The organism is Arthrobacter livingstonensis, assembly GCF_003219815.1.
Classification (GTDB): Bacteria; Actinomycetota; Actinomycetes; order Actinomycetales; family Micrococcaceae; genus Specibacter; species Specibacter livingstonensis.
Genome location: NZ_QJVD01000012.1, coordinates 24,808 through 37,302, shown reverse-complemented (window position 1 = coordinate 37,302; position 12,495 = coordinate 24,808). Strand labels below are relative to the sequence as shown.

Genomic DNA, 12,495 nt, shown 5'->3' with positions numbered 1-12,495 from the left:
CGGTCTCCTCTTCACAGCGCGTCAGGAATTTGTGGTGGCGGCCGGCGCAATGCCGGCCGCCACAGGGTGCCGGAACCCTCAGGGTCCGGCGGTGTTGCTGGTTTAGCCCAGGAGCTTCAGGACGCCCTGGTTGCTCTGGTTGGCCTGCGCCAGCATGGCCGTGCCGGCCTGGGACAGGATGTTGGAACGGGTGAAGCTCACCATTTCCTCGGCCATGTCAACATCCGTGATGCGCGATGCGGCAGCGGAGAGGTTTTCCTTGGACACTGCCAAGGAGCGGCTGGCCGACTCGAGGCGGTTCTGCGAGGCACCCAGGTCTGAACGGGACGTGGAGATGTTCTTGATCGCGGTATCAATCGTGGCAATGCTCGCCTGCGCCAGGTCATGGGTTGACACATCAAACCCTGCCGCCGCAGCCGCATCCGACAGGGTGCCCACTGCAGTCTTAACGTCGGCCAGCTTAACCGCAATGTTGTCGGTTGCCGTGCCGCCGGTGCCGACTTGGAAGTTCAGAGTGCCAGTGGCCGGCGCCACCGGTGTGCCCAGCAGCTTGATGCCATTGAAGTTGGTGTTCTCCGTGATGCGGTCCAATTCCTGGCCGAGCTGGTCGCCTTCCTTCTTGATGGACAGGCGCGAATCGTCATTGTTCGAGTCGTTGGAGCCCTGCACGGCAAGGTCGCGCATGCGCTGCAGGATGGTATGGACTTCGGTCAGGGCGCCTTCAGCGGTCTGGATGACCGAGATGCCGTCCTGGGCGTTGCGGGCCGCAACGGTGGAGCCGCTGACCTGGGACTTCAGGCCTTCCGAGATGGAAAGACCGGCTGCGTCGTCGGCAGCACGGTTGATGCGCAGGCCGCTGGAGAGCTTCTCCATCGACTTGGACAGCGCGTTCTGCGTGTTGTTCAGGTTGCGGTAGGCGTTGTTGGCGGAAATGTTGGTGTTGACTTGCATGCCCATGAGTAAATCCTCCGTGAGTGTGGGTACTGTACGTGCCGCCCATCCGTGGGCAACTGCCAGCAACTCTCGGCAACTCGTTCCGCGCCGTTAGGAGTTAAGGTTCCCCAACTTCACGGTCTCCACCGCGAGGTCCTTATCCCAGCGCGGGCAGGGACTTCGCCAGTCCGTCCCGGAACACATGGTGGCTGCGCACCCGCGTGGCGCCGCCCAAGGTGCGTGCGCCGAGGTCGGACAGGTATTCCTCCCGGCGGGAGGCCGCAATGCGGGTGTGCGGCACGGAGGCGGCATCCGCCGTCGCCAGGTAGTGGCGTTCAATGCCGTCGCGCAGCAGCCGCATCGCCTCGGTGCGCTGCTGGGACACGGCGGAATGGCTCGAGCCAAGTTCTTCGGCCAGATCCTTCACGTTGCGGTCGCCGTAGTAGATCTGCTCCACGATGTAGCGCATCTTCTCGGGCAGTGCCGCAACGGCCGCGCCGAGGAACCCCTCGTGCTCAGCCTGCAGCACGGCCTCCTCGGGTGTCTGCGACGTCGCCGCGACCATGTCCGCGATCACGTCCGTCAACGGCGTGACGCTGCGGGCGGCGTCGAGCTGTGACGCCTCCACGGTGGCACGGTCCACGCCCAGGGCTGCGGCGAGTTCGTCGGCGGAAGGCTGGCGGCGCAGGGCTCCGGACAACGTCTCCTGCATGAGCGCAAGCTCGCTCATGCGGGACCGCGCGCCCCGGGTGGCCCAGTCCTCGCGCCGCAGCTCATCGGCGAAGGCGCCCTTGATGCGGCGCCTGGCATAGGCCCCAAAGGGCACGCCAAGGCTCGCGTCGAACGACTCCGCGCACTGGATGAGCGCAATGGCGCCCACCTGCGTCAAGTCCGGTCTGGACAAGTGACTGGCGCGCATGCAAATTTCAGAAACCAAATACCCCACCAGTGGCAAATTTTGCACAACAAGATGGTCGCGTTCTTCGCGATTCAACGGTAATTCCCCCTCGGCAACTTATGACAGAACGTCGCAACCGACACCCCCCCAGGTGTGCCACGTGCGGATATCACAAGTGACACTTCACTGTAAGCCTTTTGGCAAGGGGTTGCAGTACCAGGCAATAGTATTTATATATCGATTTGGCTACATTTTTTGGCGGGGTTCAGGGGACTCCCAGCCAAAACGTGTACAAATAGCCCTTACGGATGAGACCGGGTGCGCCGATAGGTAGGTGTAGACACCCTTCGGCCCGTTGAAAGGACCTTTACATGGGGCCTGAGGAATTAACCACCTTGCTGTGGCGTGAACGTGAATTGCTGGACCTGCTGGTCTTCAAGCTGGACGAGGAGCATCTGATCCTCCAGTCCGGCAAGACCCGTTGGCTCGATCATGCCACCCGGGAAGTGGAACACGTCATGGACCGCCTCCGCGCGGCATCGCTGGAACGGACGGCGGTGGCATCCTCCGTGGCCCTGGCATGGGGCCTGGCGGACAATGCGACCTTGCAGGACCTGGCGGAAGGAGCGGCGGGCGGCCCCTGGGGTGAGATCCTGTCCGCGCATTTTGCGGCGTTGACCACGCAGGTGGACCAGATCCGCAGCCTGCGCGACACCAATCTGCAGTTTCTGCGCGCCGGGCTGCGCTCCGCCCAGGAAACCGTGGCCGGGATGGCTCCGGACGCGGGCACCTACAACCATTTGGGACACACCCGCCAGGATGCGGGCTCGCGGTTCCTGGACAAGAGCGTTTGAAATGTTGAGGACACAAGTTGAGTACATTTAGCGGCCTGACCACGGCACTGTCCGGGCTGAACGCCGCCCGGACGGGGCTCAACGTCGTTGGTGCAAACCTGACCAACGTCAACACTTCCGGCTACACTCGCCAACGCGTGGAGCAAGCCGCCGTTGGGGCGCCGGTCAACGGTTCCCTCTACAGTGCCGGCGTCAAGCCTGGCCAGGGCGTCAACGTCACCGGCATTGCCCGGTTGGGCGATGCGTTCCTGGACGCACGGGTGCGGACGGCCTTTTCCAGCGCCGGCTACACCAATGTCCGTGCGGATGCCCTCAGCGACATCCAGGCCCGCATGAAGGAGCCGGGAACTGGCGCGGTCTCCGGCCAGCTGACAACCTTTTGGGGCTCGTGGCAGGGCGTGCACAACAACCCCGGCGACCCCGCTGCCACGACCGCCCTGCTCCAGGGCGCCGCGGGACTGGCCCAAAGCATTTCCGACGGTTACAAGGGCCTTGACACGCAATGGTCCCAGACCCGGTCCAAGGCGGACTTGCTTGCCGCGGACGTTAACTCGACGGCCTCCCAGGTTGCCGACCTCAACGACAAGATCCGCACGTCGGCGGCGTCGGGGGTCCCCAGCAGCGAACTGATCGACCAGCGCAACACCCTCACTGCCAGGCTCTCCCAACTGGTTGGCGGCACCGTGCGGGACCTGCCCAACGGCGGCAACGAGATCCTGCTCGGCGGCAACGTCCTGGTCTCCGGCAGCCAGGTCAACACGGTCAAGATTGGCGGTCAGACCAGCATGACCGACGCCACCGCCGGCCCCGTCCAATTGGAATGGACCCGGCGCGACGGCATGGCCGTGGACCTGGACGGCGGGCAGCTGGCCAGCACCCTCTCGGTGCTGGCCCCCGTGGATGGGAAAGGCACGGGCGGCGTGATCGCGGAGACCGCCGCCGAATATAACAACTTGGCGGAAACACTGGCCAAGCAGGTCAATGACATCCATCGCGCTGGCTCAATTGCAGATGGCACCACCGGACATGACTTCTTCACATTCACCGTGGGGCCGGCGGCGCTGGGTCTTACTGTCGTGCCGAAGGATGCCGCCGGCGTCGCCACGGCCGCCGGTGCCGCCGTCGACCTGGAGGGGTACGGTTCCATCGCTGACAAGATTTCCCAAATCGGCGTTCGTCCCGATTCGCCCGATGCGCAGTGGACCAAGACCGTCATCGCCACGGGAACCGCGGCCCGGACAGCGTTGCAGCAGGATGTCGCTGCCGGCTCCGCGCTGAGCAACGCGGTGGGGGCGCAGCAGTCCAACGCCTCCGTGGACATCGATGAGGAAAACGTGAACCTGCTGGCCTACCAGCACGCCTACCAGGCTGCGGCGCGGGTCATGACGGCCATGGACGAGGCACTTGATGTCCTCATCAACCAGACCGGAAGGGTGGGACGCTGACCATGATGACACGGGTCACGATGCAAACCATGGCCGCCGCTGCACAGCGGAACCTGCAGTCCAGCTCCGCCAAACTGGCACAGCTGCAGCAGTCCGCCACGGACCTCAAGACGTTCTCCAACGTCTCCGACAATCCGTCCGCCGCGGCGGACGCGATGGCGGTCCGGGCCCAGCAGGCGGCCGCCGCCCAATACGGACGCAACATTTCGGACGGGTCCGCCTGGCTGGCCACGGCGGACAACGCACTGGCCAGCGCCACCACGCTGCTGCAGAACGCCAAGGACCTGACCCTGCAGGGGGCCAACGGCGCCATCAACGAGGACGGGCGCAAGGCCATCGCCGCACAGCTCGACTCCATCCGAACCGAGCTCCTGACCAAGGCCAACACCCAGTACCAGGGGCGGAACATCTTCGCCGGAAATTCCAGTGCGGGTGCGGCCTACACGGACGGCAATCCACCGGTCTACAACGGGGACACCAGCACGGTGGAGCGCCGGATCAGCACCACCACCACCATCCGGGTGGACGCGAACGGCCCCGCCATCTTCGGTTCCGACGACAAAGGAGATTCGGTGTTTGGACTCCTGACAAGAATTGCGGGCGCGCTGAAGAACGGCGATGGCGTCAGCTCTGCCGACATCGGCGACATGGACAAGGCCCTGAGCACTGTCATCAACGGCCGTTCCGAGGTTGGTGCCCGGCACGCGCAATTGCTGCGCGCGCAGGACGCCAACGCAAACGCCGTCGTCGACCTGGAAAACCAGCGCTCCGGCATTGAGGACCTGGACCTGTCCAAGGCCTTCCTGGACGTCAAGGCCCAGGAGCTCGCCTACCAGGCAGCCCTGAGCGTCACGGCCAAGGTGCTCCAGCCAACCCTCATGGACTTCCTGCGATGAGCGCCTCGACGCTAGCGCTCCCGTCCGCGCTCCACTTCACGGCGCCGCCGCCGGGACTTGAGCCGAGAGTGGAGTTCACGCTTGCAGCCATTGAGGGCGCAGCCGGCCTCTTCTCCCTCACCGCTGCCGACGCCACAGCACGGCTGTTTGTCCTGGACGCGGCCACACACCTGCCCGACTACACACCGCGGCCCGCGCCGTCCGACGTCGAACGCATCGGAACGGACGCCCCCACAGTGCTGGTGGTGGTGAACCCCGGCACGCAGAGCACTGTCAACCTCGCCGCCCCCATCCTGCTCAACGCCGAAAGCGGGGCATGCGTACAGGTCATTCTCGAGGGCACCGCGTGGCCGCTGCGCGCACCCCTCGCCGCCGCCTGACACAACTGTGACGCAGTAGTTGCTGAATTCCGGGCCATTTTTAGCAACAACTGCGCCACAGATTGCTCAGTTCAGGTAGCCGTTCGGGTTAAGCACGTACTTGGTGGCCGCACCGGCGTCGAACTCCGCATAGCCGCGCGGGGCGTCCGTCAGGGAGATCGCCTTGGCGTTGACATTCTTGGCAATGTGCACCTTGTCGTGCAGGATCGCCATCATCAGGCCCCGGTTGTACTTCATCACCGGGCACTGCCCCGTGGTGAATGCCAGCGACTTCGCCCAACCGGTGCCCAGGCTCAGCGACAGTGAACCCTTTTGTGCGGCGGCGTCGATGCCACCCGGATCCCCTGTCACGTACAGTCCGGGGATGCCCAGGGAACCACCGGCGGCGGTGATGTCCATGAGCGAGTTCAGCACCGTGGCCGGCGCCTCGTGCCCTGAATCGGAACCGTGGCCCTTCGCCTCAAAGCCGACGGCGTCCACGGCACAGTCAACCTCCGGAACGCCCAGCAGCTGTTCGATCTGCGCCCCGGGATCACCCTTGGACAGGTCGATGGTTTCGCAGCCAAAGGTGCGGGCCTGTGTGAGCCGGTCCGCGTTCATGTCACCGACAATGACGACGGCAGCACCCAGCAGGTGCGCGCTGGTCGCCGCGGCGAGGCCCACGGGCCCGGCCCCCGCGATGTAGACGGTGGAACCGACTCCGACCCCGGCCGACACGGCGCCGTGGTAGCCCGTGGGGAAGATGTCGGAGAGCATGGTCAGGTCCATGATCTTCTCCAGCGCCTGGTCCCGGTCCGGGAACTTCAGCAGGTTCCAGTCGGCGTAGGGCACCAGGACGTATTCGGCCTGGCCGCCCACCCAGCCGCCCATGTCGACGTAGCCGTAGGCGCTTCCGGGGCGGTCCGGGTTCACGTTGAGGCAGATCCCGGTCTTGCGCTCCTTGCAGTTGCGGCAGCGGCCGCAGGAGATGTTGAACGGCACGGAGCAGATATCCCCGACCTTGATGAATTCAACGTCCGGTCCCACCTCCACCACTTCGCCGGTGATCTCGTGCCCCAGCACCAGGTCCGACGGCGCCGTGGTGCGGCCGCGGACCATGTGCTGGTCCGAGCCGCAAATGTTGGTGGCGACGGTCTTGAGGATGACGCCGTGGGGGACCTTGCGGCCCACGTTCGCCGGGTTGACGCCCGGCCCGTCCTTCAGTTCAAACGTCGGGTAGTCGATGTCGATGACCTCGACTTTGCCCGGTGACTTGTAGGCAACGGCCTTGTTTCCTGACATGGAAAGCTTCCTTCCTCGCACTTCGGGGAGCCGCGTGTGGACAACCCGATACAACAAGAACGCCCCGGCGCGCGCCAAGTAGATCCGTGGCAGCTTCGTCACCAGTCTCAGGGTGCGCGAATTTCACTGGAAAAATCCGAGGTAATTCTCAGCCTAGCCCGGAGAAACCATTAATGTAAGGGGCCGGCCCCGTCCACCCGGACGCCCGCCCGGCGGCCTGTTTGGCTGCGCGGCCAGGGGCCGCCTTCGAGCCCCTCAACCTCCTGGTTGAAGGCCTGGAGGATGTCCACCAGCTGCCTGCGCCGTTCCTCGGGCCAGTGACGGACCACACCCTCCAGGCCCTGTTCGTAAATCTCCCGGCTGCCCGCCAGGGCAGCGCGGCCCGCTTCGGTGGGCGCCACGCGGCGGGCCACCTCACCGCCGTCGCGCGGGGCATAGGCCAGCAGCCCGGCACGCAGCAGCGCGGCGGTCTGGCGGTGCACGGTGGAGCCATCGAGCCGCAGCGCGCAGGCGAGCTCCTTCAGGGTCATGGGCGGCACGCTTTCCAGCCGGCTCAGCAGGACCATGGCGGACCGGTCCAGCACCGCGTCGCCGCGATGCGGGCGCAGCGCGTGGCGGGCAAGGAGCATCAGCTCATATTCAAGCTCTCCGAGGACCTTCTTTTCAGGTAGCACAGTTCGGGCTCCGCCATTCTTATGTAAGATACATATTCATTGCATCATACATAACATCTATCAGTCAGTCATCAGGAGCCCGGTGTCCAGTAACAAAGAATCATCACGCACACCCTCGCCGCGGTTGGTCATCACCGCCCTGGCTTTTTGCGGGATCGTCGTCTCGCTCATGCAGACATTGATCATTCCCCTGATCCCGGAACTCCCCAAGTTCCTGCACGCCTCCGCCACGGACGCCTCCTGGGCCGTGACGGCAACGCTCGTGGCAGGCGCCGTGGTGACGCCCATCAGCGGCCGGCTCGGGGATATGTTCGGCAAACGGCGCATTCTCATCCTGAGCCTGCTGGCCATGGTGGCAGGGTCGGTGGTGTGCGGACTAAGCGATTCCCTCACCCTGATCGTCATCGGCCGCGCCCTGCAGGGGCTGGCGATGGGCGCCATCCCGCTGGGCATCAGCATCATGCGTGACGAACTCCCGCCCCGGCAGGTGGGGCCGGCCATCGCCACCATGAGCGCCACCATGGGCGTTGGCGGGGCCATTGGCATTCCGCTGTCCGCCTTCATCGCACAAAACGCGAACTGGCACATGCTGTTTTGGGTGGCAGCGGCCCTGGGCCTGGTGTGTGCAATCCTCGTGGGACTGGTGCTGCCCGAATCCCCCGTGTCCACGCCGGGGAGGTTCGACGGCGTGGGCGCGGCAGGATTGGCGGTGGGCCTTGTCGCCTTGCTGGTCCCTGTCACCAAGGGCTCCGAATGGGGCTGGGGCAGTGCGCTGACCATCGGGTTGTTCGCGACCTCAGTGGTGGTGCTCCTGCTCTGGGGCGTCTACCAGCTGCGCACGCGCAACGCCTTGGTCGACCTGCGGGTCTCGGCACGGCCCCGCGTTCTGCTGACGAACCTGTCCTCCATCATGATCGGCTTCGCCATGTACGGGATGTCGCTGATCTTCATCCAGCTGCTCATGGCACCGGCGGCAACCGGCTACGGTCTGGGACAGTCGATGGTCCAGGCCGGCCTGGCCCTAGCCCCCGGCGGCCTGGTCATGATGGCCCTGTCCCCCGTTTCGGCAAGGCTCTCGGCACGCAGGGGTCCGAAGGTCACACTGATCACCGGGGCGCTTGTCATTGCCGCCGGCTACGTGGTGGCCCTGGTGCTCAATGGCGCCGTCTGGGAAATCATCCTTGCCTCCATGGTCATCAGCGCCGGATTGGGCCTGGCCTTCGCCGCCATGCCGGCCCTGATCATGGGCGCCGTGCCCATCACCGAAACAGCCGCGGCAAATGGACTGAACTCCCTGATGCGCGCCATCGGCACCTCCAGCTCGGCCGCCGTCATCAGCGTGGTGCTGGCCTCGATGACCATGCAGCTGGGCCCCGTGGCCCTGCCCACGATGGCTGCCTTCCGGATCACCTTCATCATCGCCATTGGCGCGGCTGCCGCCTCTGCCCTGCTGGCAGCCTTCATCCCGGTGGGACGGGCCGCCGGGGAGCACAGTGCCCAGACGCCCAGCACGACGCCGGCCGCCAGGCAGGCGGCACCGGTCGCCTAGCGCTATTGACCCGCGCTGTCGGCTGGCAGGCCCTTGACATAAGCAGCCTGACCGCCGTGCTGGACGCAGTCGTCCACGATGCTGATGAGCCGCACGCCGAGCGTGACAGGCGGGTCCCACCGTTTGTCCACCACGCGGTCAAGATCGGAGTCGGAAAGACCGCCGACGTAGTCCAGGCTCTGCCGCAGCACGGCCTCGTGGTATTCCCGGAGCAACGCTGTCGAATCAACCCGGACTACGCCAACCTGCACCGCGGAGTGCCCATAGCCGGTGTCCGACGGGTCCAAGTCAAAGCCGAAGCGGGCGGCATAGCCGCCGGCAGCCCAGACGGACTCAATCCCGGCGACGTCGGCAATCTGCTCGTCCTGGGCCCGGCACAGGTGCCAGACCAGCCAGGAGATGGAATTGCCGGTTCCGCCCGGGCGCCAGTTCAGCCTGTCCGCGTCCACTCCCTTCAGCACACGCGACACAATGTCATCGATCCGGCCAAAGGCGTCTAACAACAACTCAGAAGTTTTCATGGGTGCCATGCTTCCACCGGCGGCCGGACCTGTCGAGGGCAGACCGCGCTTAAGTCAGGATGACGACGTCCAGGGTCCGCGGCCCGTGGACGCCTTCCACTCTCTCCAGTTCGATGTCGCTCGTGGCGCTGGGGCCGCTGATCCAGGTCTGCGGCGACGTCGCGTCCAGGCGCGCGATGGCCTCCGGCAGCACCTCCACAATATCGGCCGTACGCAGCAGGCAGATATGCCGGTCCGGGACCAGGGAGATGATGCGCCGCCCCTGCGACGGGCTGCCGTCAAGCATGATGGTGCCCGTCTCGGAGACGGCCACGGCGGCCGCTGTCACCACGGCGTCCACGGCGTCCAGCTCCGCCACGGTGAGGCGGCGCTCCGGCGAGTCGACCTCCACGGCCGGGGACCCGGCGTCGTCCTTTCCCACGGACAGCAGGGTGGAAAGCCAGTCCTCCGGAAGCCGGTGCGGCACCACAATGGAGGCGGTGCCGGCCAGCAGTTCGGCCAGCTTGGCCGGAGCCCCCGCTGCCGGCACCACGAAGACGTTCGCCTTGTAGTCGCGCAGCCGGTCCACCAGCTGCTCAAGCCGCTGCTCCGCCGTCATGGTCGTGGCCCGGCGGTAGTTGCGCGGGATCTCCGGGGTGGCCGGGGAATCGCGCAGGGCAGAGGCGATCCGGTTCAAAATGTCCTCGCGGGCGCTCATGCCTGGTCTCCTTCTGCCGATTCCCCGGCTTCGACGCCGGACGGGGCCCGATGTTCCTTCGCCCACCACTGGCGGAAGGACTGGCCGGGCGGCGCCGGGATGTCGCGGGACTGCGTCCACTTTCCGGCCAGGCCGGGCAGCTTCTTGATGACCTTGTCCCGGCCGGCCACGAGCTTGCCCAGCGGCAGGCCCTTTTCCAGCAGGTTTAGATGACCGCCGTCGGAGAATGCCCATTCGGCGCCCTTCATCATCAGGTCCATCTGCGTGGGGACCTTGACCCTGGCGCGCTGGGAATCGACGTCCTCGCCGCGCAGGTGCACCAGTATTTCCGGGATGTTGATTTTCACGGGGCAGGCGTCAAAGCAGGCGCCGCACAGCGATGAGGCGTAGGGCAGCGAGTTGTTTTCCTCGCTCTTGATCCCCGTCATCAGCGGGGACAGGATGGCGCCGATGGGCCCCGGGTACGTGGAGCCATAGGCGTGCCCGCCGGTGCGTTCGTAGACGGGGCAGACGTTCATGCACGCGGAGCAGCGGATGCAGTTCAGGGCCGTGCGGCCCATTTCGTCCGCGAGCGCGGCGGTGCGGCCGTTGTCCAGCATGACGAGGTGCACGCTTTGTGGCCCGTCGCCGGGGGTGACGCCGGTCCACAGGGACGTGTACGGGTTCATGCGTTCGCCCGTGGAGGAGCGCGGCAGCAGCTGCATGAACACCTCAAGGTCCGTCCACAAGGGCAGCAGCTTTTCAATGCCCATGACGGTGATGAGCGTTTCCGGCAGGGTCAGGCACATGCGGCCGTTGCCCTCGGATTCCACGACGGTGAGCGTGCCGGTGTCGGCCAGGCCAAAGTTCGCCCCGGAGATGGCCACCTTGGCGGTGAGGAACTTCCTGCGCAGGTGGCGGCGGGCCGCCTCGGCCAGGCGGGCGGGTTCATTGGACAGGCCCGGGTCCACGTCCTCCATTTCGCGCAGGAAGATCTCGCGGATCTGGTCGCGGTTCTTGTGGATGGCGGGGACCAGGATGTGGCTGGGCTTGTCATGGTCCAGCTGGACGATGAGCTCGGCCAGGTCCGTTTCAAAGGCGGCGATGCCCTGCTCTTGCAGGTATTCGTTCAGGCCGATTTCCTGGGTGGCCATGGACTTGACCTTGACCACCTCGGTTTCCCCGGTTGCCCGGATCAGCCCGGTGACAATCTCGTTGGCCTCCTGGGCGTCGCGGGCCCAGTGGATGATGCCGCCGCGGGCCGTGAAATTGGCTTCGAACTGCTCCAGCAGCGCGGGCAGCTTGGCCATCGTGGCGTTCTTGATGGCACTGCCGGCGTCCCGCATCTCCTCCCAGTCCGGCAGCTCGGCCACCACCTTCAGGCGCTTGTCCCGGATGGTGTGTGTGGCATGGCCCAGGTTCGCACGCAGCTGGGCGTTGCCGAGTTCGCGGTGCGCGGCCTTGGGGAACGGTTCGGTGGCGTTGAGGTTGCCGCTGCCGAAGACCGGCAGGGTGGGCATGCCCAGAAAGGTATTGCTCATCGGGTGCCCCCTGCCAGTTGGACGTCGCCGGTGACGCTCACCGGATTCGACAGCGTGCTGGCCAGGATCTCGGCAAAGTGCAACGTTCCCACCGTGCTCCCCTGTCTGGAGAGGCCGCCGCCAATGTGCATGAGGCAGCTGGCGTCGCCGCCGGAGCACAGTTCGGCGCCCGTGCCGCAAATGTTGGCGGCCTTGTCATCCATCATGGCGCTGGAGACGTCGGCGTTCTTCATCGAGAAGGTCCCACCAAAGCCGCAGCACTGGTCGGCCTCGGGCAGCTCCACCAGTTCGATGCCGCCCACTGAGTGCAGGAGGTTCAGCTGCCGGTCCCCCAGGCGCAGCAGCCGCATGCCGTGGCAGCTGGGGTGGTAGGTGACCTTGTGCGGGAAATGCGAGCCCAGCTGAACCGCGGCGTTGCTCACGCCCAAGACGTCCGTCAGGAGTTGGGAAAGCTCATACGTTTTTGCGCCGACGACGGAGGCCCGGGCTTCCAGCGCCGCGTCACCGCAGCGCCGTGCCACGAGTTCGTGCTGGTGCGAGACGGAGGCCACGCAGGAAGCCGAGGGTGCCACGGCGACGTCGTAGTCTTCCGTGTCAAAGGCCTTCACATGGTTGGCGACCACGGGGTGGGCTTCCTTGAAATAGCCCGAGTTCACGTGCATCTGGCCGCAACAGGCCTGTCCTGCGGGAAAGACCACCTCGTGTCCCAGCCGTTCCAGGATGGCCACGGTGGCACGGGCCGTGCGCGGATACATGGCGTCCACGATGCACGTGGCGAAGAGCGCAATTTTCACAGGTTCATCCTTCGGCGAAACAACTCGACAGTGTGGTCTGACCATACTAGGCG

13 protein-coding genes are annotated in these 12,495 nt (G+C 65.7%); 5 read left to right on the top strand and 8 right to left on the bottom strand.

Annotation, left to right across the window (positions count from 1 at the left end):
• Window positions 1-102: 102 nt before the first annotated feature.
• Together CVV68_RS12180 and CVV68_RS12175 are read right to left on the bottom strand one after the other, a co-directional pair.
• Window positions 103-957, bottom strand: coding sequence for a flagellin N-terminal helical domain-containing protein (locus tag CVV68_RS12180; RefSeq protein ID WP_281268286.1), 855 nt, complete (start codon window positions 955-957; stop codon window positions 103-105).
• Window positions 958-1,090: 133 nt separating this feature from the next.
• Window positions 1,091-1,927 carry a sigma-70 family RNA polymerase sigma factor gene (locus CVV68_RS12175; RefSeq protein ID WP_110501279.1) on the bottom strand — a complete coding sequence of 279 codons (837 nt, stop codon included), beginning with the start codon at window positions 1,925-1,927 and terminating at the stop codon, window positions 1,091-1,093.
• 275 nt (window positions 1,928-2,202) lie between these two features.
• Here CVV68_RS12175 and CVV68_RS12170 point away from each other — a divergent pair, with 275 nt between their 5' ends.
• Genes CVV68_RS12170 through CVV68_RS12155 form a run of 4 tightly spaced genes read left to right on the top strand, consistent with a single transcriptional unit; the run spans window position 2,203 to window position 5,406 of the window.
• Window positions 2,203-2,685: a flagellar protein FlgN gene (locus CVV68_RS12170; protein ID WP_110501278.1), complete on the top strand. Its 483-nt coding sequence runs from the start codon at window positions 2,203-2,205 to the stop codon at window positions 2,683-2,685.
• Between the two features lie 17 nt (window positions 2,686-2,702).
• Window positions 2,703-4,130 (top strand): flagellar hook-associated protein FlgK, encoded by a 1,428-nt coding sequence (gene flgK, locus CVV68_RS12165; RefSeq protein ID WP_110501277.1) that lies wholly within the window; start codon window positions 2,703-2,705, stop codon window positions 4,128-4,130.
• Between the two features lie 5 nt (window positions 4,131-4,135).
• Window positions 4,136-5,026, top strand: a complete 891-nt coding sequence (gene flgL, locus CVV68_RS12160) for a flagellar hook-associated protein FlgL (RefSeq protein ID WP_245933504.1) — start codon at window positions 4,136-4,138, stop codon at window positions 5,024-5,026.
• The gene (locus CVV68_RS12155; RefSeq protein WP_110501275.1) at window positions 5,023-5,406 is read left to right on the top strand and encodes a flagellar assembly protein FliW; all 384 of its coding nucleotides are present in this window, start codon (window positions 5,023-5,025) and stop codon (window positions 5,404-5,406) included. Before flgL ends, CVV68_RS12155 begins: the two co-directional genes overlap by 4 nt.
• A gap of 66 nt (window positions 5,407-5,472) precedes the next feature.
• Here the strand turns inward: CVV68_RS12155 and fdhA are convergent, their stop codons facing one another.
• Together fdhA and CVV68_RS12145 are read right to left on the bottom strand one after the other, a co-directional pair.
• Window positions 5,473-6,687 (bottom strand): formaldehyde dehydrogenase, glutathione-independent, encoded by a 1,215-nt coding sequence (gene fdhA / locus CVV68_RS12150; protein WP_110501274.1) that lies wholly within the window; start codon window positions 6,685-6,687, stop codon window positions 5,473-5,475.
• 170 nt (window positions 6,688-6,857) lie between these two features.
• Complete coding sequence (locus CVV68_RS12145) at window positions 6,858-7,361, bottom strand: MarR family transcriptional regulator (RefSeq protein WP_211320815.1); 504 nt, start codon at window positions 7,359-7,361, stop codon at window positions 6,858-6,860.
• An 82-nt stretch (window positions 7,362-7,443) separates the two neighbouring features.
• On the opposite strand from CVV68_RS12145, the gene CVV68_RS12140 reads away from it, so the two are divergent.
• Window positions 7,444-8,910: an MFS transporter gene (locus CVV68_RS12140; RefSeq protein WP_245933503.1), complete on the top strand. Its 1,467-nt coding sequence runs from the start codon at window positions 7,444-7,446 to the stop codon at window positions 8,908-8,910.
• A gap of 2 nt (window positions 8,911-8,912) precedes the next feature.
• Here CVV68_RS12140 and CVV68_RS12135 read toward each other — a convergent pair whose 3' ends face one another.
• From CVV68_RS12135 to CVV68_RS12120, 4 genes are read right to left on the bottom strand one after another with little or no spacing between them, the layout of a single operon-like run.
• Window positions 8,913-9,431, bottom strand: coding sequence for a mycothiol transferase (locus CVV68_RS12135; RefSeq protein WP_110501271.1), 519 nt, complete (start codon window positions 9,429-9,431; stop codon window positions 8,913-8,915).
• A 49-nt stretch (window positions 9,432-9,480) separates the two neighbouring features.
• Complete coding sequence (locus CVV68_RS12130; protein WP_110501270.1) at window positions 9,481-10,128, bottom strand: LutC/YkgG family protein; 648 nt, start codon at window positions 10,126-10,128, stop codon at window positions 9,481-9,483.
• Complete coding sequence (locus CVV68_RS12125) at window positions 10,125-11,648, bottom strand: lactate utilization protein B (protein WP_110501269.1); 1,524 nt, start codon at window positions 11,646-11,648, stop codon at window positions 10,125-10,127. Before CVV68_RS12125 ends, CVV68_RS12130 begins: the two co-directional genes overlap by 4 nt.
• A complete protein-coding gene (locus CVV68_RS12120) occupies window positions 11,645-12,442 on the bottom strand; it encodes a (Fe-S)-binding protein (RefSeq protein WP_110501268.1) in 798 nt (265 codons plus the stop codon). Before CVV68_RS12120 ends, CVV68_RS12125 begins: the two co-directional genes overlap by 4 nt.
• Window positions 12,443-12,495: the final 53 nt, after the last annotated feature.